This window comes from Streptococcus sp. HMSC062B01 (assembly GCF_001811085.1).
Lineage (GTDB): Bacteria > Bacillota > Bacilli > Lactobacillales > Streptococcaceae > Streptococcus > Streptococcus gordonii.
Genome location: NZ_KZ672788.1, coordinates 598 through 24,053 on the forward strand (window position 1 = coordinate 598; position 23,456 = coordinate 24,053).

The following is a 23,456-nucleotide window of genomic DNA, read 5'->3' on the forward strand; positions in this document are numbered from 1 at the left end:
CATTTGAAGTGGCATCCGTTGAAGTTGGTGTTACCTTGGTTACTGTTGGGGTATAAGTCGCAGTGACTTCTGTACCGTTCTTATCTACACGTTTCACAGTTACTGGATCTGGAGTGCCAACGTACTTCTTATCCGGCGTAAAGGTAATAGATCCATCAGAGTTAATAGCGTACACACCTACACCCGAAACAGTCTTAGTTGACTGTCCATCTTCGAAAGTCAATGGTTTCGTATCATCTAGTGGAACTGCTGGATCACCTGCTGTAAAGGTTGGCTTACCGCTTTGTGGCTGTCCTTGCAGACCAGTTGAGGTATCATTTGTACTTGTTGGAGTGACTTTAGTCACTGTAGGTTGATAAACAGCTTCAGCAGTAGAACCATTCTTATCTGTCACACGAAGAGTTGCAGGAGTTGGTGTACCATAGAAATCAGGTGCTGGTTGGAAGCTAATATCCCCATTCGGTTGAACACTATAGGTTCCTTGAAGTTTACCACTAGCATCATGTACTGGTAAGCTGTTACCTTGTTGAACTTGTCCATTAACCACAAATTGTGGACCTTCTGGTGCAAATGGTACAGTCTCATTTTGTCCATTGATAGTTGCTTGACCAGAGGTAAAGGTAAGGTGGCTATCTTGCTTTTGACCTTGGAGTCCAGTAGTCTCTGCTCCTTGACCTGTTGGAGTCGCAGCCTTAACATCTGCTTGGTAAGTAGCCGTTACTTCTGTTCCGTTCTTATCTACACGCTTAACGGTTTCTGCAGTTGGGCGTCCAGAGTATCCAGGAAGTGGTTGGAAAGTAACGCGGCCTGTACTATCCACCTTATAAGTTCCAACGCCAGGAACCTCTTTTGTCGATTGACCGTTGTCAAAGGTTGGTGCAATTGATTCATCAATCGGAACACGGTTATCACCTGGAGTGAAGACCAAATTACCAGATTGTTCAGCCCCTTGGATACCTTCAGAAGTTGCGTTTTGAGATGTTGGAACAACTCGGGTAACAGTTGGTTGATAAGTTGCAAAGTGATCATTACCACTTGCATCATTTACTTTTAATTTAATCGGATCAACAGTTCCTACAAATGATTTATTTGGGGTAAAGGTTACTCGACCTGTAGTTGGATCTAAGTTGAAGGTACCAACCTCTTTACCACCTGATGTTGCAGGAATACTAGTTCCTGAGATAGGATCTCCATTTCCATCCAAGAAAGTAGCAGGATTACTTGCAGATGGTTGAACCGGTGTGTTGGCTGGATTACCATCTGTAAATGAGATGTCTTTTACTTGCGCTAAACCTTGGGCATCAGTCGAACGATGCTCAGTGTAATCAACTACTGTAGGAACATAACGAGCATCCATAGAATTTAGAGGTTGGTTGATGACAGGTTCTGAATTATTTTTCGCTGACCATTCAGTGCTTGCACCGTTGCTATCAAAGCGACGGATGTTAATACCTGATGTAGTCCCTACGTATCCAGCATTTGGAACAAAAACAACATCGACATTATCACCATTTGGCGTCACTTTGTAACGGCCTTCTGCAGTTGTATACCAACCTTCTGCATCTGCTGTTAATTCACGTCCATTATTATCTAAAACAACAGGTGCCTTATTAGTATCAATCGTTGTTCTAGCATTCTCGTCTTCTTTTGAATAACCACGAGATGTGAAGCGTAGGCTTGTTTGTTGTTGTTGATCGCGTAAGCCCTTGGTTTCCTTCTTCTCACCCTTTGGTGGGTAAGTAAGGTTAACCTGTAAGTCCTCAACTTCACCACTGAAGGCTGTACCAGTAGGTTTCTCGATATCACCTTGATTCAAGGCAATACGAACACGCATCCCTAACTTCTTGACTGAGTCGTCATTCATTGGAGCATGATTTCTGAAAGTAACTGTGTAGTCTCCTTCAGAAGTGACTTCAGTAAACTCACTGGCTTCGTTCTCGTCAAATTTCCCGTTATTGTTAAAATCAATCCAAGCTCGAACATAGGCTTTTTCATTTCCATTAGCTGAAGCATGGAAACGAAGCGAATAATCCCCATCACGAAGACGATCTGCTTGGAACAAGTCATGAGTCTTACCGACTAAGTCATCTGGTAAAAGCTGATCAATCCCTTCATCAGCGTGATCAGTGCTATCATCGTGAGTCCAATCATTACCTGACGTAGTATCAATATCAGCAGGTTTTCGACCAAGGTAAGGTTGTGGATTTTGTGCTCCCGTAGCAGCATTGTAACCAGAAATAGTATGAACTGCATTTCCGTAACTTTCAGGAGCATCTCCAGTATCTACAACCATGAAACCAATCATAGCAGCTTGCTGACCAGAAGATGCAATATAAATTCCAACTTCTGAGGCTTCACGAGTCATCACAATTGGCACAGTATGGTCTTTAGAAGTATTTGGACCAAATACTTGTGAACCTAAACCACCCGTTTTTTGATCTGGGTTTGTGAATTTTGTCCAGTCAATCGTTGGAGTCGTTGCATTGTCACCAATATACTGACCAAGTCTATTCGGATTCATAGGTGCATAGGTATCTGTAATCACATTACCATTTGGCGCAACACGTTTCCATTCTGCTAGATGCTCCCATCCTTGCCCATTAGTAGTAAAGATAGCATATTCACCTGGGTTAGCTTCTTCACCATCCGCCATAACGACTGTTGCTTTGACTGGCTTGTTAAGGTAAGTAGCTTCGACCTTAAACTTCACACCGTAGCTAGCACCATTCTTAGGTACCTGGAGCTGAGTTTTCCGACCGTTGGTATCAATTCCTTGCTCGCGTAAGGCAGTCCATTTGTTCATTGGTGCCCCAATGATTTTTGGTCGCGCAGAATCACCTTCATTAACTTGACGGTTATAATCTGCAGGGACATATCTAAACCAAGTGTTTTTGGCATCAGGATCATAGGTATTAGCATACTGAGTGCCTGCTACACGATCACGATAAATCTCAGTTGAGTGGAAAGGTTTTAATTCTGTAACTGTTAATTTAACTACATAGCCTGGAGAGATTTCCTTCTCATAAACACTTCCTACTTTTAGAGAGCCATCGGTATCAAGATCTCTAAAAGCCTGAGAATCACCAAAATCTAGCCAGTTGATCTGTTTCACTAGGTCTGCTGGTCTCTTCTTCTCAGAATCCGCTAAAGTTGGTTTCTCAATAGTATTATTTGGGTCACCATCTCGTAAACCAGTAGGTGTAGCGTCTCGACGTGCTCGGCGAGAACGTGTAGGTTGTGTAGCTTCCCTAGTCGCAACTGGTTGTTCTGTAGATCTTGAAGTGCTTACAGCGTCTGAACTAGCCTCAGTTGAAACTGGATTAGCATTCTCTACAGGCTTAACTTCTGTAGGAAGGACTGGCTTCTCAACTGAAGGTTGAGGTGTTTCAGAAGCTACTGGTTGCTCATCCTTCGGTTTCTCAGTAGACTCTGAAGCTGAGTTTGTAGGTGCAGTATTCTCAGCTGTCTGAGGTGCCTCAGTAGCTGTGGCTGCTAAAGTAGTTTCTGCATTTTGTGAAGCTTCAGAAGCTACTGGTGCTGTAGCAGTTGCTGATGGTTCAGCAAGGTCTGTTCGAGCAACCTCGTTTTGAACACTAGAAGCGCTTGTTTCATCAGCGCTAACCTGACTTGCCGCCCCTAATAGAATAAGGGTTGACAAGAGCACAGAACAAACACCGACGTTTAGTTTTCGAATAGAAAACTTACGCAGGTGAGGATTAAATAAATCTTTTCCCATAATGATCTCCTATTTATTCATTATATTCCAGCCTATTATACAGTATTTTTTTCTGCTTGGCTATATAAATACACTAAAAAATTAGATTTTTGATACTTTTAAAGAACTTTGGAAGAGCTCAACAAACATTATCGATTACACATCATTATAAAATGAAATTTTCTAGCCTATACTTGACGGTATAAACATTAGGAATGAATTGATACCATTTGCTTACTTGATCCATAAAATAGCATGGCTTAAATCCCTGTTACCTTCCTTTATTTTACAAATTAAAAAACCTGACCAAACGAACCTAAATTAGGTTGCCGGCCAAGTAATTTATCTTATATTATTCTACTCGATCAATGTCTTCTTTCATTTCATCCATATTGAATTTGGCAAATAGATAGTCACGATCCTGAACAGGAAAACGTTGATCTAACTGATCAATCGCTCCAAGTTCAACAATACCCTCTTTGATGACAAAGTCCATGACATGTCCACCGAAGCTTAAATCGTCTGATACAAAATGAAGATGATAACCTGCTAAGCTAACACCATGAAAAATCTCTGGTGTCCAGATGCCAACGATTGTCCCGGTCACATTTTCCTTGCTGTATTCAGGTTGATTAACAGCAACTTCTGCAAACTTTCGGTCTGACGTTGACTTAGGAATCATTCGCACGCGCATATGAGAAAAGTCGCCATGAATCTTGATGGAACGAAAAAGATTTTCCCCATCATAATAGGACTCAATTCTTTCCTCCAGTTCCTTATCATTCATTTCAAAACGCTGGCGGAAAATCACCTCTGCCTTGTGAGGAACGACCGCTGCATATGGAACTGTCTCTGACGGATCCACCTCAACTACTTCTGGCACCTCTCCAGATCCTTTGGCTTGATAGGCCTTGCCATTTAGAACTATCAACTCCCCGTCAATAGAATCCAAAGTACCTATACCTAAATCACCATATTGAAGCAACTCACCAATCGTCATTGTCCCACCATAAAGACCTGACATCAAGGCACCCAAAGTATTATATTGAAATAATTTAACTGGTTCAAACATTTTTAATCCTCTACTCTTCTTTCATCTTCTCTTATAAAGCAAAATTAGTATAACATAAAATTTTATAATTGCAAAAAACATATCTACATGATATGCTTTTACAATTTATTATAAATATTTTAATAGTCTAGACTATTATAAAATTCTTGCATTACACTGTCATCCGGCACCAGGCTCAAATAGTGCTGAGCTTCTTGTTTGGCTCTTTCAAGCTCGCCACATTCTCTCAACAGGTAAATGTATTCTTCTAAAAATTCTGGATTATCTCGTAAGTCCCTATGCAATTCTCCATAGAGCTCTCGGGCTTTTTCTATGTCCTCTAAGGCCTGATAACTTCTAGCTATGTTCCATCGAGTCAACACATTGTCCCAATCCTGATCCTCCAAATCAAGAATATCTTCATATCTCTCCTGTTCTAGATAAAGGTTAGTCAGGCGCAGAGCTATCTCTTCTAGATCATCAGCATTATCCCAGGCATCTAATAGATAGCTCTCTGCTTTTTCAGTATCATGAAGTTCGTAGGAAACTTGTGAGGCTAATAGTGCTAGTTGGCTATCAAACGGATTTTTATTCAAGCCTTGCTGAGCCATGAATAGAGCCTCCTCAGCTCGATGGTCTGCATGAAGAGACAGTGCATAGATATATTCATAACCTTCGAAATCCGGTGAAAGAGTATCCAATTGCTTGAAGTAGAGATTCGCCTTCTGATAGTATTCCTGATCGTAAAGAATCACAGCTAATTCAAATACTGTAGATTCGTCATATTCTAATTCGATAGCCTTTTGAAGAAATTCAATGGCAGCTTCAAACTTTCCTAAGCTGGCATAGCTCACCCCTATTCTCTGGTAGGTTGAGATCCCTGTCTGCTCATAAATCGTCCGATTATCAAGACTGGCATATTCTTTGATCGCCTGTGTGAAATTGCCTAATTCAAAATCTATTTCAGCCATTCCAAAAGTAATGATAGGATCGTCACTTAATTGACTGGCTTCAACTAGTTTCTCACGCGCCACATCAGGCAGACCTTCCATCTGATATAAATCTGCCTTAATCAAAAGAGCATTGACATACCACGGATCGTTCGAACTGATTTCTTCCAAGTAGCCAAAAGCTTCCTCTAAGTCTCCATCTTCACTTGCAATAGCTGCCAAATTTAGATTAACCTGCGGATAAAGGGGAGCAAGTTTATTATAGATACGCTTGGCTTGTAAAAAGAAGCCAATACTTTCTAAATATTCTCCTAGGTCCAATAAGATAGAATCACTATCCTCTAACAAGGCTTTTTCAAACCACTGTTCTGCTTGCACTAAATCCTGAGCCTCAATGGCAGACAGCATTTTTTCACTATTGTTCACTTACTTCTTCCTCTACTTCATCATCATACAAACCACTCACTACTTTGTACCACTTAAAGATAGCTGTAATCACCACTTTTGCAGAAGCGTAGACTGGAATTCCCAATAAGACACCCCAAATTCCAAACATTGATCCAGATGTTAAGAGTACAAAGAGAATAGTAATCGGATGAATACTTAATTGACTACCTAAAATAAGAGGAGAGACAAAACGTCCTTCTATTGTTTGCTCCACAATAAAGACAATGATAACTTTCAAGAGCATAACAGGTCCCGCAATCAGTCCCAAAACAAGCGCTGGTAACATAGCCAAAAAGCTTCCTAAATACGGAACCAAGTTGAGGACTCCAGCCACGACTGCCAAGGCCACTCCATAGCGCAGTCCAATGATCTTAAAGAGAATCATAAACATAAAGGCAACAATGATTGCAACTGTTATCTGTCCGCGAACATAATTCGCTAACTGACTATTCACGTCGGACAAAACTTGACCAGCCGGCTCACGTAATTTCTTAGGCAGGAACTGAGTTATATAGCCTTTCAAATTTTTCCCATCTCGAAGGAGATAGAATAGAATGAAAGGCATAATAATGACAGCAACAATAACTTGAGAAGCAGCACTGACAAAATGACTAGCCCAGTTAACCGCTCGAGCAGAAAAGTTACTTGCCCATGTCGTTAATTGAGAAGAAATATTCTCCGTAACTTGCTCGATCTGAGGGCGAAACTCTTCAGACAGGCGACTATCCAATAAATCATCAATTATTTTTTTAGACTGCTTGAGATAAGAAGGCATGTTTCTAAAGAAACTTACAATCTGAGCCTGAAGATTTGGAATGACAACCGCCAACCCCCAAATCAAAAGTACGGTAATCAATACAAAAACAATCGTAATTGCTACAAGACGATTGATCTTCCGCTTTTCCATCATGTCTACCAGAGGATTAAGCAGATAATAGAGCAAACCTGCCAGAATCACTGGTAACATAATAACTGAAATAAACTCAATAATAGGGGTGAAAATAAAACTAATTTTACTCAAGACCAAGAGATTGAGTCCAATCAATAAACAAACTAAGAAAACCGTAATGGCTTTATTATCTAAAAACCATCTAAAAAACCAACTCATGCTAAATTCTTTTTCTTTTGGTTCCATCCTTCTCTCCTTTTCTTTTATCTTCTTATTGTAGCATTTTTTACAGAAAAACACCCGACGAAACTAAAGAAAAAAAAGAGAGACTGATAAAGCCTCTCTTCCTTTTCATATATTTTATCTTTTGACTATTCTATATTTCCTAACTTACTTTTGCAGCCAGGCTAGTAGCGAAATTCTCAAGATTTTCGATATCATCTTCTTCTGCTGATAAATCAACCTTAACATTTTCAGCACCTTTTGTTGCACCAGTTGAAGCTAACATAGCATCGAAGTCATCTACTGCTTTACAGAATTCATCATAGAAAGTATCACCTGAACCAACGACACCATAAATCTTATCAGACAAATCCAAATCAGCCAAGTCTTCATAAAAATCCATGATTTCGTCAGGCAATTCTCCATCACCGTATGTATAGGTTGCCACAATAGCAATGTCTGCTTCTAGAAAATCTGAAGCATCAACTGTCGTACACTCATCAACATCAACATCTATACCTAAATCTCTTAACTTATCAGCAACGATATCAGCGATTTCTTCTGTATTACCTGTCATACTTGCAAATACAATTTTTGCTAAAGTCATAGTTTCCTCCAAAATATCTTCTATTGATAATTATAGCACATATTTTTCATTTTAAAAATAGAAATCTTGTGTTACAATTAAACAATAACTCTAAGCAAGAAGGAACGATTTTTTCTATGACAATTCAACATCAAATTTTACAAAAGATCAAGGAATATAAAACGATTATCATTCATCGCCATGTAAATCCTGACCCTGATGCTTTAGGTAGCCAAGTCGGCTTACAAAAGCTCCTTCAGCTAAATTTCCCTGAAAAAACAGTTAAGGTAACTGGATACGATGAACCAAGTCTAACCTGGCTAGCCCAGATGGATGATGTCTCAGATCAAGATTATGAAAACTCCTTGGTTATCGTATGCGACACTGCTAATACAGCTCGAATTGATGATAAACGTTATCCAAACGGATCCTTTTTGATTAAAATAGACCATCATCCTAATGACGACGTTTATGGTGATTTAGCGTGGGTTGATACCAATTCAAGTAGCACCTGCGAACTAATTTCTTTATTCGCTTTAAACAATCACCTAAAAATGGATGCATATATCGCTAAACTCCTCTACGCTGGAATTACTGGTGACACGGGACGCTTTCTTTATCCCGCTACTACCGCTCGAACCCTACAAGTCGCTAGTCAATTAAGGGAATATCCCTTTGATTTTGCTACGCTGGCTCGGAAAATGGACTCTTTCAGCTACAAAGTTGCTAAGCTGCAAGGCTATGTTTACGATCATCTTGAACTTGATGAAAATGGAGCAGCACGTGTCATCATCACTCAGGATTTACTAAAAGCTCACCAACTTACAGATGCCGAAACTGCAGATATTGTCGCAACTCCTGGTCGAATTGAGGACGTCAAGTTGTGGGGAATCTTTGTTGAACAAGAAAGCGGTCATTTCCGTGTACGATTGCGCAGCAAATTCATTCCAATCAATGAAGTCGCAAAAAATCATCATGGCGGAGGACATCCCTTAGCTAGTGGTGCTAACTCCTATTCGCTAGAAGAAAATGAAGAAATCTTCCAAGAATTAAAAGAATTAGCGAAAAAGCAAAGAAAATGAGCGAAAAGGCTTGTCAAAGCAAATGAAATTTGATAAACTATCAAAGTAACTAATCTATGGCTCGCAAAGAGACCATGGCAGAAAGGAAATTTTTTAAAATGAGAAAAGATATTCACCCAGAATACCGTCCTGTTGTCTTCATGGATACTTCAACTGGTTACCAATTCCTTAGTGGTTCAACTAAGCGTTCAAACGAAACAGTTGAATTCGAAGGGGAAACTTACCCATTGATTCGTGTTGAAATTTCATCAGACTCACACCCATTCTACACTGGACGTCAAAAGTTCACTCAAGCAGATGGACGTGTGGATCGTTTCAACAAAAAATACGGTCTCAAATAAGAACATCTATTCAATACATTCGATTATTGAATCCAAACCATTTCCGATTAATCGGAAGTGGTTTTTGTTTTTCCTTTAGCAATTTAAAACTTCCCCCTTCTAAAAGATGGAGGAAGTTCTCGGTTAAAGGAATAGACCATTATATTCATTTATTTTATTTATAATTAAACACCCAATAATATGTACCATCACCTGCTTGTACACAGGCAGCTGCACCTTCTTTGGCATCAGGATTTAGAATCAATTCTCTATTTCCTGAGTTTAGCCATTTGTTAGCAACTACATCAGCATTTTCTTCCCGGCGGAAAGTGATACCAGCGCTACTATCATAATTGACAGAAAGTTTCTGAGCTGTTGGTAAAGATTGATTGTTATAAAGTTCATCAGACCAAGTTAGTTCTTGTAAGCCAAGTCTTCTACGTTCCGCATTTATTTTTGCAAAAGCTGCTTTAGCCTTATCAATATTTGGGAAGTTTGAGTTTTCAGTTTTTTCCACACGATAAATAAACTTCACATGGCCAAATTCTGTTTTTTCATATCCTTTGACGCTACTTGTCAAATAAGCTGTCAAAACGTAATCTCTAGCCCAAGCATGATCCACTGCTTGATTAAAGACATCTTCTTCTTCAAGTTCATATGTAACCTTACAGTCATAGCCTGCATTATCTATCATTTTTGGTGCCAGATGTTGCTGAACATAAGAGATGAATTCTTCCTTGCTCTTGAAAGGAAGAGGATCTCCTGCTTTACCAGTACCAACTAGATTTTCTGAGTATAGTTTAACTGTAGAAGCATTATCATCATAATTATATTCATCGTCCTTTGGATTGGAATGATTATTTGGATCAAGAGCCGGATCGTCTGGATCCGTTCCGTTAAAGAGTTTCCAGCGATCGCCCATCCACTTGTAATATCCATCGATACCATCAGGGTTTTCGTCTCCAAGATGGACTCGGTAATAATAGGTACCATTATCATCTACAAAGCGAGGATCACTCTTCATCCGAGGATCATCAGGTCTGTAGAGAGGTTTTGGCAATTTACTATAATCTATATTTGGATTTGGTGCCCAGTCAGGCTTCTCTGGCTTAGGCGTTTCAGGATCTGGCTTAGGATCTGGAGTCGGATTTGGTTCTGGAGTTGGATCTTCTGCTTTCTTAACATAAACCCACTTACCATTTTCATAGTAATAGTACGAACCATCATCCAATACATAATAGTGATAGCCATTTTCATAACGATAATGGGGATCATTCTTCAGTTTATTAAAGCCATCTTGGTAATAGAGTTCCCACCTACCATTCTTGTAGACATAATAGTCTCCGTTTTGGTTTTTATAGTAGTAATTTCCATTCCAATAAAAGACATTATAGTTATACCAAGGATTGTAATAACCAGGGTATCGACCGTAATTATAGTTATTTCTGACGCGCGGATTATAATAGTTAAATCCTGGACGATAGCGAGAATAAAATACGTCATTATGTTCCTCTGCCTGAGCAGTATTTGTAGCAAGAAAAGCTAATACTAAGGCAGAACTAAACAGCATCGCTCTTGATAGATACTTTCTTTTTGATTTCATTACTTATACTCCTTTGTAATAAAAACAATGATAGTCTACTCCTCCTCTATATAATATTCTATCCCCATCTGATCTCTTAGTCAAACAAAAACATAAATATTATCCTATTCTTTTTGTGTTTTTTTGCATATATACTATTGAAGTTTTTGAACAAAAATCCCTTAAGAATTTAATCTTAAGGGATTTTCTAGTTAATTAAGTGAAATCATTAGGAAAAGATTGATTATTTGTAGTTGTAAGTCCAGTAGTATACACCGTTTCCATCTACGACTGTCGCTACAGCTCCTTCAGTTACGTTTGGATCAAGAAGCAATTCTCTCAAACCACTGTTCGCCCATTTCTTAACGACAGTAGCTGCATCTTCGTCACGACGTCCGACAAAGCCTGTGCTATCGTACTGACGTGAAATCTCGTTTACTTTCGGAAGTGCTTGGTTTTGATAAATATCTTCTGACCAAGTCAACTCTTTCAAACCTTGAGCCTTACGAGTCTCATTGATTTTAGCGAAAGCTTCTTTCGCTTTTGAAACATAGTCATAGTTTGTATCGTTTGTTGCTTCAACACGGTAAACAAACTTCACATAACCAAATTCTACGTCACTGTATTTCTTGTCCTCAACACCACTCTTGAGGTTTGCAACCAAGACATAGTCCTTAGCATATGGGTTTTCTTTGGTCTTCTCAAAGATATCTGCATCTTCGATTTCCCACTCAACTTTAGCATCCCATCCAGCGTTATCAAGGAATTTAGGATTCATTTTTTCGATAACGTATTTCTTGAACTCTTCAACGTTCTTGAATGGCAATGGTTGACCAGCTTTGGCAGTTGTTACCAAGTTAGTTGAGTAGAGTTTCACGCTAGAGTTTTGATCACTGTACATGTACTCATCGTCAGCAGTATTTTCGTGAAGTTTTGGATCAATACCTGGATCGTTTGGATCTGTCATACCTTGAAGTTTCCATTTTTGTCCAATCCACTTCCAATATGCTGAATAACCTGTACGGTCTGAGTTAGATGGTACATAGTAGTAATGTGTGCTACCATCGAAGTAGTAGTTTTTATCATTCTTAAGGGCTTTATCACCTGGTTTTCCTGGTGGGTAAACCAATTTAGGAGTTTGCCCATTTGGTGCCCATGCCAAGTGCTCAAGTCCTTCTGCTGGTTTTTCAACATAATCAGGGATTTGGTTTTCACTAGGTTCATCAGTTGTCACCAAACCTGAATTTCCAGGTGTTGCTGGCTGTTCTGGTTGCGCTGGTTTTGGATCTTCTGCTGGTTGTGCTGGTTTTGGATTAAATGGATCAAACTCACTGTCAGCACCGTTAATTGGCGGATTTTCTGGTAAATCAACACTTGGAGTTGTTGGTTGTTCTGGTTTTGGTTCAGCAGGTGTAGTAGGCTCTTCAGGCTTATCGCTAGGCGCTGGAGTTGGAGCCTCAGGTTGTGCTGGAGTTGGAGTTGGAACTTCTGGTTTTGGATCCTCTGCAGGTTGTGCTGGTTTTGGATCTTCAGCTGGTTGTTCTGTACTTGGAGTTTCCGGCTGACCTTGAGGTGATGGAGTTGTTGAATTGTTGGTTGAAGTCTTAACCAATACCCATTTACCATCTTGGTAATAGTAATAGTCACCATTTTCTAAAACATAGTAATGGTAGCCATTTTCATAACGGTAATGAGGATCGTTTTCCAAATTGTTAGATGATGAGTTGTTGTTGCTATTGTTTGTCAATGGTTTCCATTCACCGTCACGGTAAATACGGTAGCTACCATCGTTCATACGGTAGTAGTGATTACCATTCCAGTAGATATAGTTTTCATCGTTTACTAGGTTGTTGTAGTTGTTCCAACCATTGTAACCATAGTTATTGTAGTTGTAACCATAGTTATTGTAGTTGTAATTTGGATAGAAATAATCCCAAATATTAGAACCTAAATAATAGTTATTGTAACCATAGCCATATCCGTAGCCATAGTTATTGTAACCATAGCTGTAGTTGTTGTAACGAGAGTTACGACGACTGCTATGACGACTAGTACGGCTGTTAGTTACTGTATTACGGCGACTTGTGAAGCCAGTATTCCAGTAATTAACACCTGGTTGGTATAAGTTACTATAGCGAGAACTATAACCATAGTAGTCAGCGGCTTGAACAGTATTTCCAGAAAAAGCTGGAATCACTGCTGCTGCAGCTAATACTGAACAAGATAAAAATCTTAAATGTTTCGACATTATAATAAACCTCCAAAATCATTCATTTATCTTTTAGAATGATCTTATATTTTAGACGTGCCATGACAAAAAATAATTCTTCAGTAAATATGATATCTAGGACTTGAATCTTTAGATCAGCATCAATCATGTTTTAATCAGTTAGTTTCACCTAAACTTCTGAGACAAATAATTTGACAAAAAGAAAAACTATCCAATATCAATATTGCTAAAAAATTCTTTTTTATGCATATTTCACATCGACCTAAACTATAACACAAAAATTTAGGCAAAGCAAGAAATTTGTTCGTGTTTTCAAAATTATTTTTTTCAATATTGTTCTTAATGTAATTCTATTTTTTATCTATGTTCGTTTTTGTTTTATTTTACATGCAATTTTCTGATATTTTAAGAGTTAACCCTATTTTTTATTTGTAAACAAGACAGTAAGCACTTTTATGGTTTGATCTGTGAAGCTATTTCATGCAAAAAGGTATTATCTCTATAAAAAAGTGTTTATTTTTGTTTTATACATGAAATAAAATATACTTTTAATATATCACTAATTTTTGAAAGATTTGTTATTTTAAATATTTATCCAAAACAGAAGAATATTACATTCTTATAAATACTTATTTTAAGGCCATCTAGATAGACTCGTTTATTTTTGCTTACAAATGCAAATAATAAATATGCTAGTATAAATTAGACATTTTTGTTTGTTTGAAGAATAAAAGAAAATATGGTATCTTAACTGCAGTAACACTTCTCTCTGTGAAATTTTTGATTTCACTTCAGCCGAAACCTTTGAAGGAGGAAAAAATGAAACGACGCACGCTATTCCTTGTACAGCTTCTATTGCTAGTTGGTCTATTAACAACTTTGGTGGCACAAGACGATTTTTCTGTTCAAGCCCAGCAGATTCGACCACAAATCACTAATCACACAGATGGAAAGTGGATTAATGATAAGAATGGTTGGTGGTACAAATATCCAGATGGTAGTTTTCCCAGAAATCAATGGCAACAAATTAATGGAAGGTATTATTTCTTCAACGTCAACGGCTATATGCTGACTGGCTGGCAAGAGTTAGATGGTTTTGGATACTACAAAGAAAGATCTTGGTATTATTTCGACCCAGAAAACGGAGATATGAAAACTGGATGGCAGAATATTAAAGGTAAGTGGTACTATCTTGATCCTGCTGAAGGTTATATGCTAACTGGAGTCCAGCAGGTGGGTGAAAACGGTGAATGCTATTATTTCCATGATAAAAATGGGGATATGCAGACTGGGTGGCAACAATTAACAGGTGCTGGTAACCATGAAGGACCAGCCTGGTATTATTTTAATCCAAAAGACGGAAGCATGCTCACAGGCTGGCAAAATATTCAAGGAAAATGGTATTATTTTCAACCGATTGATGGCTATATGCTAACAGGACTTCACCAAATAGGAGATGCTGGAAAATCTTATTATCTTAATCCAGTGAACGGAGAAATGCTAATTGGCTGGCAACAGATCGCTGACGAATGGTATTACTTTGCAACTGAAGATGGATCCATGCTCTCAAATGCTTGGCAGGGTTCCTATTACCTTAAAGAAGATGGGAAAATGGCTCACAGTGAAACTCTTCTAATCAATGGCAAACAATATACCTTTAATGAACAAGGTCTTGTAACTACCAATCCATAACTAGAAGATCCACTTCTCTTTATTGAATCCACCTTAGAACTCGATAAAAAAAGTCTGATGTTTTACATCAGACTTTTTTTATTTTTAATAAATCAATTGCTGAATGACTAGGACATGGCTTTCTTCCACACCATATAAACTGTGAAGTTCATTGGGCTCCATTGTAAGAAAAGTTCCTGGAAGCATTTGAACAGTTTCACCTAAAGCTGTAAAATCTACCTTACCTTCCAAACAGACAACTGTCACTAGTGCATCAGCCTTATGTTCAGGAATTTCCTTCCCCTTTGCTAAATGAAGATGACGGATCAAACGACCTCTTTCTTCGACGGGAGTTTCAACAACATCAATAGATGGATCAATTTTGTAAAACTTCATAAATCTGTCCTCCTTGTTTTATTTTATAATGACCTATAGAAAAGACGAAGCCACATTCGATCAATCTTGATAATCTCCTCCAGTAATACCAAAGTATTCTTCTAATGATTTACCTGAATCAGCAATCTCCTTAGCTTCTTGTCCAATATAACGCAGATGCCAGCTTTCTGGCATGTAGCCTGTTGAAGTTTCCTTTCCTTTTAAAAACCGCACAATAAAGCCATAATTGGCAGCATTATCCAAAAGCCACTGGCTGGCACCTGGTTCTTCTAACAAATTGCCTTCTGTATCAATCAGGTCAAAGGCTAAACCAGACTGGTGTTCACTGTATCCAGGTCTGGCTGAATAACGATCGGCAGCCTCCTTTCCATCTCGATCAACATAATTTTGATAGAGTTCTAGTTGAGTATCATAACTGCGGAAGCCACTGTATTGGTCGCTGACAGCATATCCAGCGGCCTGCATATCCGCAATCAACTTGAGTAAAGCTGCCTTGGCAGTAGGATTTTCTCCAGGATTGTAATGAGAAGAGAGAGGGTACTTTTTATTTACAATCAGGATTTCCTCATACTTTCCTTGTAGACTATAATAACTTCCATTATAAGAAAGACTAGCATCCTTTTGTTTTTCGGTTATTTTCTTATCTTTTGCTTGATTATCTATCTGTTGAGTGTTCGAAGTCGATCCCGAGGTTTTGGAATTATCTTTCTTATCAAGTGAACAAGCAACTAATGTAAAGACAGAGAAGCCAAGCAATAAATAAGCTATTGTTTTCATTTTCATGGAAAAAACCTCCATTCACAAAGCATGAAAAACAAGAGAAATTCTTAACTACATTCTACAAAAAGACCACCAAAATTTCAATAAATTTTAGTAGTCTTCTGAAAATTTCTATTGCGTCAATTCATCTGGATAAGCTTCGACTCCGCCCTCCACATTGGTCACTTGATAACCTTGGCCTTCCAAAAATTCACACGCCCGTGCAGACCGACCTCCTTTTTGACAAATAACATGGTAGGAAATTTCTTTGTCTAAGCTAAGATAGTTTTCTGCTAAGCCACTAAGAGGCAAATTGCGAGCGCCAGCTACATGCCCATTCGCAAACTCATCTACTTCACGAACATCAATCAATTCAATCTTTTCAGTCTGTAAAAGACCTTGTAATTCTTTTGCACTAATCTTTTTCATCATGCTTCTCCTATTTATTTTCATTGATAATCACAACCTTACCAAAACCTGTCTTCCCTTCAATATAAGCATGAGCTTCGGGCACTTCTTCCAAGGAAAAAACTCGCCTCGGGGAAACATCTACTTGGTATCGGTCAATATAGTCAAACAACTCATCCATCAATTCTTGGTTGACTTGAGCTGAATGAAAGGTCGTCATAAAACTATTATTCTTTATTTCTTCAATTGGGTTAAAGCCTTCTAGCTCCCACTGTCCTCCTAAGAGACCAGTTACACAGATAATTCCGCCCGGAGCAATATGATCAAATGAATCCTTAATAGTCGATGGACCTACCAACTCTAGAATTTTATCGAACTGCTCTTCGGTCTCTAACCGACCATCCTGATCAATAACAATGTCATCATAAGCCTGGTGCTTAAGCAAAAATTGTTTAGAACCACTTCGAACCGAACCAACGATATGAACGTCAGGAAACTGAGCCTTGACGAGGCGAGCAAACGCTAGACCAACACCACTGGTTGCCGCCCGAACTAAAATCTTATTTTCGGGATTAATATGCAAATTTTTTAAAGAGCCAAGAGCCGTATAATATGTCTCGGGAACTGCGGCTAGCTCAGCCCAAGACAGACTGGTTTCGATAGGATAAACTTGGTCATTTGGCAGGAGAACGTACTCAGCATATGAGCCGTCGTAAGCTCGCCCCATTTCTCCCATGATGGAGACTACCTTCTGACCAATCTCTAAATCTGTCCGAGTTGTCTCAACCACCTGTCCAACACATTCAATGCCTAAAATTCTAGGGAAGCTAACACTAGGCGACAAGCCTTGTCGTGTAAAGATTTCCGAATGGTTTATTCCAAATCCTCTAACCTTAACCAAAGTCCATCCTTCTCGTAATTTAGGAATAGGTCTTTCTTCTAATAGAAGTTTTTCTGGTCCTCCTGGTTCATAAATGACAATAGCCTTCATTTTTTTCATAGGATCACCTCCCTTTTTCTGGATAGTGTAACTAATCAAACTTAGACTTAACTTAACCGGCAATGCTTATGGTGGAAACCAAAAGCTATAAGAGGCACTGGAAGGCATTTTATATTTGAATCCATCACCACTATGCTAAGACTTCCTTTAAATTCCAGATAGTACTATGGTCTCACTCATACTTCTTCTTTTTCAACTCGCTCCAAATTCAGCAGAATTTTTTCTAGACAAGTTTCAAAATCTTTTGCTTCTTCTAGTGAAAAATCTTGATATATGATTTCTGTCATTTCCTTAGAAATTCGATCATAATCATCTTTCAGACTCTTAGCATGATCTGACAAACAAATGACTTTCCTGCGCCTATCCTTTTCATGGGGACAGCGTTCAACCAGATTCATCTCCATCATCAGCTCCAACATCTTAGTTAGAGTGTTTAGTGTAAGCCCTGTCTTGTTTGCTAGTTGCGTTTGGCTCAGTCGATCTTGCTGCCACAAGGCATGAAGGATTCGTCTCTGTTCACCGTTAAAATCCTGAATCTCTTGGTCTAGTAATATCCGATTCATGAGTCGGTTGGATAATCTGTGGATCTTCCCGATATAAAAGCCACAGTTAAGCTTTTTAGTCATTTCGCTTCCTTTATAATATTAATATATATAAGTATTTTCTAATTATATTAAATAGAATAATAGCTGTCAAAGATTTAGTTTCCACTGTAAAACACTTACAATCCTGTTAAGAAGCATTTCATTATGACAAAAAACTAGTTTGATCAGAAACTGGTTTATTACTACTTATTTTTTCTTTTAGCTTTTGGGGCGGGAAGCTCATCAAACATAGCTTTAAATAAGGTGGTTAGGTAGTCTTTGCTATCCACATTGTCTACTAATAGCATTTCTTTAGCACCTGGGTAAGGAGACACCAGCGCAGCTTCAGGTATATATTTCTGGGCAGTTTCGACTGGTTTGACCAAGAGCCGATCATCATAGATACCACCAATTATTTTCTCCTTGTAATAAAGGATGTACTCCCCCATCATGGCCCGATAGCTGACCCCATCTAAACCAGATAACTGCTCCAAGATAAAAGTCAAATATTCCTTGCTTGAGGCCATCTTCTGCCCTCCTCTTCTGTTTTAAATAGTCCGCAATCTCAGAAAAATGCTTGACTAAAGCTCCAGGACTTCATAAGAATATCCCAAATCTTGCAGGAACTTAAATAAATCTGTTGTCGAGATAAAGATAGTCTTTTCATTGGTATTGGGATGGAATGTCATGATATCCTCTGATATGATGTCCTTATCAAAATAAACTAGAATGTCTTTTTCTTTATTATTTAACAAACCAAAAGGTGATACCGTTCCTGGTGGTAGCTGCATTTTTTCATAGAGGGAATCCGCTGAAGCCATACGAATTCGGTTGGCTGAAACTAGCTCTTTAAACAAGTCCATATCCAGACTTTTCTTGTCATCCATAATCAGAAGATAATATTGAGTTTTCTTCTTGTTGGTCAAAAACATGGTCTTGGTCCGAACTCCTTCCATGCCTTCAATATAGCTATCCGCCTGCTCTGTCGTAAATGCAGGTGGGTGCTCCACCACATCAAAGGTAATCCCCAACTCTTGCAACTTATTAGCCACTTGTTGATAAGCATCCATAGTTTTTCTCCTTTATTGATGAATAATCTTTTGCACCAACGCTTGCAATTCTGGCACAACTTCTGCCTCAAACCAAGGATTTTTAGCCATCCAGATTTGGTTGCGCGGAGAAGGGTGAACTAGTGGAAAATACTCTGGCAAATAGTTCTTAAAATGATGAACCCGTTCAGTTACCTTGCCACTCACTTTCTCATGAAGATAGTAAGCCTGGGCATATTGTCCAATCAAGAGGGTCAACTCAATATCCGGACACTCCTTGAGGAGTTTAGGATGCCATTTTTCAGCAAAGCCTTTGCGAGGTGGTAGGTCACCTGATTTTCCATGCCCTGGGAAATAAAAGTCCATGGGAATCACTGCAAACAAACCAGAATTGTAAAAAGTATCTTCGTCAACTCCTAACCACTCCCGCAGACGATCACCACTTTTATCCTTCCAGTAAATACCAGCAGCTTCTGTCTTCATCCCAGGAGCTTGTCCGATGATATTGATACGGGCAGTCTTTGGCGCTGCAAAGAGCGGTTCGATTCCTTTATCCGTATAGTCTTTATTTTGAGGATCTGCCATAATGGCTTGTTTAATGGTTTCAATCTTTGACATAAGAACTCCTTCTATGGAAAAACTCAGCCAGAAAAACTAGCCGAGTAGTGGATTATTTGATTAGTTCGTAGATAGCTTCCGCATAAATAGCCGCAGCACGGAAAAGGTCTTCTACATCTGTAAATTCATTAGCTTGGTGCATGGTATTGACATAGTCTGGGAACATAGCACCAAAGGCAACTCCACGTTTTAAGAGACGACCAAAGGTACCTCCACCGATGACTTGCTCATGTCCTTTAAGACCTGTTTGTTTTTCGTAAACACTCAAAAGAGTTGCTACCAATTCATCATCTGCTGGAACATAATGTGGAGTGTGTCCGTGCTCAGACAAACTCACTGACACAACACCAGTGACTTTTTCAAGACCAGCTTGAATCGATTTTGGATCAGTACCTTGAGGGTAACGGATGTTCAGAGCAATAGTATTGTCTGCTTTAGCACTGTCAAAATGGAAGACACCAGCATTCATGCTGAGAGAGCCCATTTTAGCATCTGTATAAGCAATTCCTAACTTCTCACCAGTAAAGTCCTCGTGCAGTACTCGAGCTGCCACTTCCAGATAAGACTTGGCAGCACCACCAAAGTCAAATTGGTTCAACAAGAGGGCCAAGTAAGTCCCACCATTGATTCCATCTTCGGGAGTTGATCCATGAGCAGACTTACCAATAATCGTAATAGTATAAGTTTTTTCATCAACAGTTGAGATTTCATACTGAAGCTTGTGTTCCTTGGCAAAGGCATCTAAGAGACCAGCAAGATCTGGTAATTGTCCGGATACAACTGCTGTTGCAGACTCTGGCACCATATTTTCACGGAGGCCACCTGTAAAGCTATGAAGTTTAGCATTCCCAGTATTTTCATTTCCAAAATGGAGGTACTCGGTAATATTCCCTTTTTCTCCGTTAATAATTGGAAATTCCGCATCTGGTGAAAAACCAAAGTCTGGTTCAGGCAGACCAACATGCTTGAAATAATAGTCCATGTCTTGCCAACCGGATTCCTCATCAGTCCCCACCACAAAGCGAACGCGCTTAGATACTGGCAATCCTAAATCTTTGATAATTTTCAAACCATAGTAACAAGCCATAGTTGGCCCTTTATCATCTGATGAACCACGCGCATAAAGTTTACCATCAATGATTTCAGGTTTGTAAGGATCTGTATTCCAGCCACTTCCAGCAGGGACCACATCCATGTGAGCAAAGATTCCCAGTTCTTCTTCACCCTCACCAAAAGTAAAGTGACCAGCGTAATTGTCTACATTCTTGGTTTCATAGCCATCGCGCTCAGCGATTTCTAAAAACTTATGTAGGGCTTGAACAGGTCCAGGTCCAAAAGGATGCTCCTTGTCCGCCTTGGAGTCATCCCGCTCTGAGTTAATTTCCAAAAGGCTGAACAGATCGGCCAAGAGAGCTTCTCTGCGTTTTTCAACTTCTGCTTTAAAATCAATTGTCATTATATTACCCCAATCTCTAATTCGATTTAAATCAATACAGCTGTATCAACGTTTTTCAATGATTTCGTCAACTGGCAAACGATAGCTAGGCTCTAATTTGTCATCAGTATAACCAACCGTAATCAAGAGTTCCGGACGGAAACGCTCATCAATCTCCAAGACTTCATTAATCTTAGATTTATCAAAACCTAAAATAATGTTGGATCCGATGCCCTGGTCAGTCAAAGCCAGAACGAGATTCATAGCTACTAAACCAGCATTGAGGGCCAAGTAATCACTCTTTTGTTGGTCGCTATAGCGAGCAAACTCAGCTGGTAGATTCTGCATGTAGAATTGAAGCTGCTCATCAGAGAAATTCTTAACGCCAGCCACACGCGCAATCTTACGAGACCGCTTAGTCAAATCAGTATCCGTAAAGAGAGCAATGGTCACTGGTGCTTCTTTAACCTGATCTTGGTTAGAGCCAAAAGCAATTTCTGCTAAGTCTTGATTGCGTTCTCGCACTACTACAAATTTCCATGGCTGGCTATTGTGGGCACTTGGAGCCAAAGTCGCAATTTCAATCGCTGTACGGACATCCTTTGGATCCACAGGCTTATCATTGAAATGCTTGGTTGCGTGACGCTTTTTATTGAGTTCTAGAAATTTCATAGACCTTTTCCTTTTCTTAATATACTAGCTTCATTTTATCATATTTTGTAAGAGTTTGCAGAGGTTTTTCATTCTCTATAAGATAGAACTATCAGCTCTTACTACTTAATAAGATTATTCTGTAGCAGAGGTTTCGTTTTCTCCATTCTGGCTACTTGAATCTCTCAAGCCCTTTATTAAATCACTATAACTAGAGCTTCTTTCTTGCTCAAAAACCTTGTTTAAATTTTGATCTATCTTAGGTATTTCCACTTTTGGTTCAGGTTTGCGAAGGGTCAATTCAAAGGCCCCTAGAAAAAGAACAAGAAAGAGGGCCAAAAATGTCAAACCTGTCTCCTTTTTAGGAAGAATACTTCCCTTGGTCGGAAGACCTTTCCAACGAGGATACTGCTTCAAAAATCCATTGATCTTCAAACCAGTGATATAGAGTGTCAAAAAGCCATACACGGTAATAAAGAGAAGCGAAAAACTGTGCACAGATACCCGACTAAACTGAATCCTCATTTTAAAAGCTTTATAGCCTGCTCCAGCCATATACACCTCTACGACAAATGCCAAAATCATCAAGATAAAGAAAATGAGGACTTGCAGTTTCAACAATTTTCGTAGTCCTAAATAAACTTCCTTGTCAGCTTTTTCTTTCGCGAGCTCCTCATTCTTTTTTCTTGCTTGGGCTTTAATTTGATGGATTAGTTGAGATTTACTCATATTAGAACTTGATGGCTTTTGTTCTTTTTTTAGATGACTAGCAAAATATGTCTCAGCTACCTTTATCACTTTTCTAAGATTTTCCTCAGTTAACTCATAGGGATAACCAAATAAATCCCAATAATCTTTCAAGTCTGCTTTATTTGGCCTAGTCACGTGAAGATAAAAATGCCTGCCGATCAAAGTAATAGAAAAGATTGCCGAATAAAAGTTGGATTTTGCAAAAAAATCAACCTCATAAAGACTACCATCCTTCATCATCTTGGTCGTTTCAAAAAAAGAAACGTCCTTTGTGAAGCATGTACTAATAATTCTCTGTACTTGTAAAACCTTTGCCCCTACAGTATCAGGCCTAAGAGGAGCAGGCAAAATGAGCTCGGAGACAGACATTGAGTCAGTTAAATTTTCTTCTCCCTTTTCCAAGTTAGATTCTAGAAATTCCTTAAATTGACTCAAGAAAGAAGCCATATTTGAGGAGGTTAAATCAATCGGCTGATGCAACTGCAAACCTTGATTTCCTAAGCCAGCATTGAGAGGAAAAATATCTTTCACGATAAAGTGTTGTTCTGTTAACTCAAGAGTAAAAGAAGCCTGATAGTGAGGCAAGATATTCGTAATAAGAGCTTTATAATCTCCATCCTTTTGGTCAGGTTTTTCCCAGCAGTTGGTTCTCGTTTTCCCCTCGAAGACATTAGCAATCATTCTTTCAATGCCTTTAGACTTCATATGGACATTTCTAGGACTTAGAGGTTCAGAAAAAATCAATTCTGGTTGATCTAGATAGAGCTTAATTCTCTCCAGTCCTTCCTTTAGACTTTCGCGATCATACTTATACTGAATCGCATATTTTTCCTCTCCCCACTTTAGTATCAGATCACTACCATCAACTAAAATATCTAATCTATCCCGATAATCCTCAAGCTTTATCTCGAATAAAAAGATCGGACAATAGGGACCCAGGACATTCTCTTTAATGTCTAGTATTTTGAATTTGTCTGTATAAATACTTTGAAGTTCTTCTCGAATATCTTGTTCCAAATGATCTCTATGTTTATCAAAATTTAAGGTCATCTTTCTTTAAC

General features: G+C 38.9%; 21 protein-coding genes. 3 read left to right on the plus strand and 18 right to left on the minus strand.

Annotated elements, in window-relative coordinates:
- From HMPREF2780_RS07060 to HMPREF2780_RS07080, 5 genes are all read right to left on the minus strand, one after another.
- Positions 1–3,736 (minus strand): CshA/CshB family fibrillar adhesin-related protein (locus tag HMPREF2780_RS07060; protein WP_158672300.1); only part of this gene is annotated, 3,736 nt, incomplete at its 3' end.
- Positions 3,737–4,067: 331 nt separating this feature from the next.
- Positions 4,068–4,787, minus strand: coding sequence for an acetolactate decarboxylase (gene budA / locus HMPREF2780_RS07065; protein ID WP_045502319.1), 720 nt, complete (start codon positions 4,785–4,787; stop codon positions 4,068–4,070).
- 119 nt (positions 4,788–4,906) lie between these two features.
- Entirely contained in the window at positions 4,907–6,142 is a 1,236-nt protein-coding gene (locus tag HMPREF2780_RS07070) for a tetratricopeptide repeat protein (protein ID WP_061595802.1), read from the minus strand.
- Positions 6,132–7,298 (minus strand): AI-2E family transporter, encoded by a 1,167-nt coding sequence (locus HMPREF2780_RS07075; RefSeq protein WP_105026404.1) that lies wholly within the window; start codon positions 7,296–7,298, stop codon positions 6,132–6,134. Before HMPREF2780_RS07075 ends, HMPREF2780_RS07070 begins: the two co-directional genes overlap by 11 nt.
- Before the next feature lie 139 nt (positions 7,299–7,437).
- A complete protein-coding gene (locus HMPREF2780_RS07080) occupies positions 7,438–7,881 on the minus strand; it encodes a flavodoxin (protein ID WP_061601846.1) in 444 nt (147 codons plus the stop codon).
- Positions 7,882–7,997: 116 nt separating this feature from the next.
- Between HMPREF2780_RS07080 and HMPREF2780_RS07085 the strand changes: the two genes are divergently transcribed.
- Both HMPREF2780_RS07085 and HMPREF2780_RS07095 read left to right on the plus strand, forming a co-directional pair.
- Entirely contained in the window at positions 7,998–8,942 is a 945-nt protein-coding gene (locus tag HMPREF2780_RS07085) for a DHH family phosphoesterase (protein WP_061601847.1), read from the plus strand.
- A gap of 98 nt (positions 8,943–9,040) precedes the next feature.
- Positions 9,041–9,283 carry a type B 50S ribosomal protein L31 gene (locus HMPREF2780_RS07095; protein WP_002895374.1) on the plus strand — a complete coding sequence of 81 codons (243 nt, stop codon included), beginning with the start codon at positions 9,041–9,043 and terminating at the stop codon, positions 9,281–9,283.
- A 154-nt stretch (positions 9,284–9,437) separates the two neighbouring features.
- On the opposite strand, the gene HMPREF2780_RS07100 is transcribed toward HMPREF2780_RS07095, so the two are convergent.
- Positions 9,438–10,865 carry a CAP domain-containing protein gene (locus tag HMPREF2780_RS07100; RefSeq protein ID WP_105026405.1) on the minus strand — a complete coding sequence of 476 codons (1,428 nt, stop codon included), beginning with the start codon at positions 10,863–10,865 and terminating at the stop codon, positions 9,438–9,440.
- Positions 10,866–11,088: 223 nt separating this feature from the next.
- The gene (locus HMPREF2780_RS07105; protein WP_105026406.1) at positions 11,089–13,092 is read right to left on the minus strand and encodes a cell wall protein; all 2,004 of its coding nucleotides are present in this window, start codon (positions 13,090–13,092) and stop codon (positions 11,089–11,091) included.
- An 801-nt stretch (positions 13,093–13,893) separates the two neighbouring features.
- On the opposite strand from HMPREF2780_RS07105, the gene HMPREF2780_RS07110 reads away from it, so the two are divergent.
- Entirely contained in the window at positions 13,894–14,766 is an 873-nt protein-coding gene (locus tag HMPREF2780_RS07110) for a PspC-like choline-binding domain-containing protein (RefSeq protein WP_105026407.1), read from the plus strand.
- A gap of 84 nt (positions 14,767–14,850) precedes the next feature.
- Here HMPREF2780_RS07110 and HMPREF2780_RS07115 read toward each other — a convergent pair whose 3' ends face one another.
- From HMPREF2780_RS07115 to HMPREF2780_RS07165, 11 genes are all read right to left on the minus strand, one after another.
- The gene (locus tag HMPREF2780_RS07115) at positions 14,851–15,141 is read right to left on the minus strand and encodes a cupin domain-containing protein (protein ID WP_045773740.1); all 291 of its coding nucleotides are present in this window, start codon (positions 15,139–15,141) and stop codon (positions 14,851–14,853) included.
- A 60-nt stretch (positions 15,142–15,201) separates the two neighbouring features.
- On the minus strand, positions 15,202–15,918 hold the full coding sequence (gene ldcB, locus HMPREF2780_RS07120; protein ID WP_105026417.1) for an LD-carboxypeptidase LdcB/DacB: 717 nt from the start codon (positions 15,916–15,918) through the stop codon (positions 15,202–15,204).
- A 114-nt stretch (positions 15,919–16,032) separates the two neighbouring features.
- The gene (locus HMPREF2780_RS07125) at positions 16,033–16,347 is read right to left on the minus strand and encodes a rhodanese-like domain-containing protein (protein ID WP_081102611.1); all 315 of its coding nucleotides are present in this window, start codon (positions 16,345–16,347) and stop codon (positions 16,033–16,035) included.
- A complete protein-coding gene (locus tag HMPREF2780_RS07130) occupies positions 16,340–17,308 on the minus strand; it encodes a zinc-binding alcohol dehydrogenase family protein (RefSeq protein ID WP_105026408.1) in 969 nt (322 codons plus the stop codon). Before HMPREF2780_RS07130 ends, HMPREF2780_RS07125 begins: the two co-directional genes overlap by 8 nt.
- A gap of 176 nt (positions 17,309–17,484) precedes the next feature.
- Positions 17,485–17,934, minus strand: coding sequence for a MarR family transcriptional regulator (locus HMPREF2780_RS07135; protein ID WP_105026409.1), 450 nt, complete (start codon positions 17,932–17,934; stop codon positions 17,485–17,487).
- 161 nt (positions 17,935–18,095) lie between these two features.
- Positions 18,096–18,419 (minus strand): TfoX/Sxy family protein, encoded by a 324-nt coding sequence (locus tag HMPREF2780_RS07140; protein WP_061583489.1) that lies wholly within the window; start codon positions 18,417–18,419, stop codon positions 18,096–18,098.
- Positions 18,420–18,473: 54 nt separating this feature from the next.
- The gene (locus HMPREF2780_RS07145) at positions 18,474–18,962 is read right to left on the minus strand and encodes a prolyl-tRNA synthetase associated domain-containing protein (RefSeq protein ID WP_105026410.1); all 489 of its coding nucleotides are present in this window, start codon (positions 18,960–18,962) and stop codon (positions 18,474–18,476) included.
- Between the two features lie 12 nt (positions 18,963–18,974).
- Positions 18,975–19,559, minus strand: a complete 585-nt coding sequence (locus HMPREF2780_RS07150) for a uracil-DNA glycosylase family protein (protein ID WP_053794729.1) — start codon at positions 19,557–19,559, stop codon at positions 18,975–18,977.
- A gap of 52 nt (positions 19,560–19,611) precedes the next feature.
- A complete protein-coding gene (pepV, locus tag HMPREF2780_RS07155) occupies positions 19,612–21,015 on the minus strand; it encodes a dipeptidase PepV (protein WP_105026411.1) in 1,404 nt (467 codons plus the stop codon).
- Between the two features lie 45 nt (positions 21,016–21,060).
- Positions 21,061–21,666: a nitroreductase family protein gene (locus tag HMPREF2780_RS07160; protein ID WP_012000291.1), complete on the minus strand. Its 606-nt coding sequence runs from the start codon at positions 21,664–21,666 to the stop codon at positions 21,061–21,063.
- A 114-nt stretch (positions 21,667–21,780) separates the two neighbouring features.
- Positions 21,781–23,445: a hypothetical protein gene (locus HMPREF2780_RS07165; RefSeq protein WP_105026412.1), complete on the minus strand. Its 1,665-nt coding sequence runs from the start codon at positions 23,443–23,445 to the stop codon at positions 21,781–21,783.
- Between the last annotated feature and the right edge of the window lie 11 nt (positions 23,446–23,456).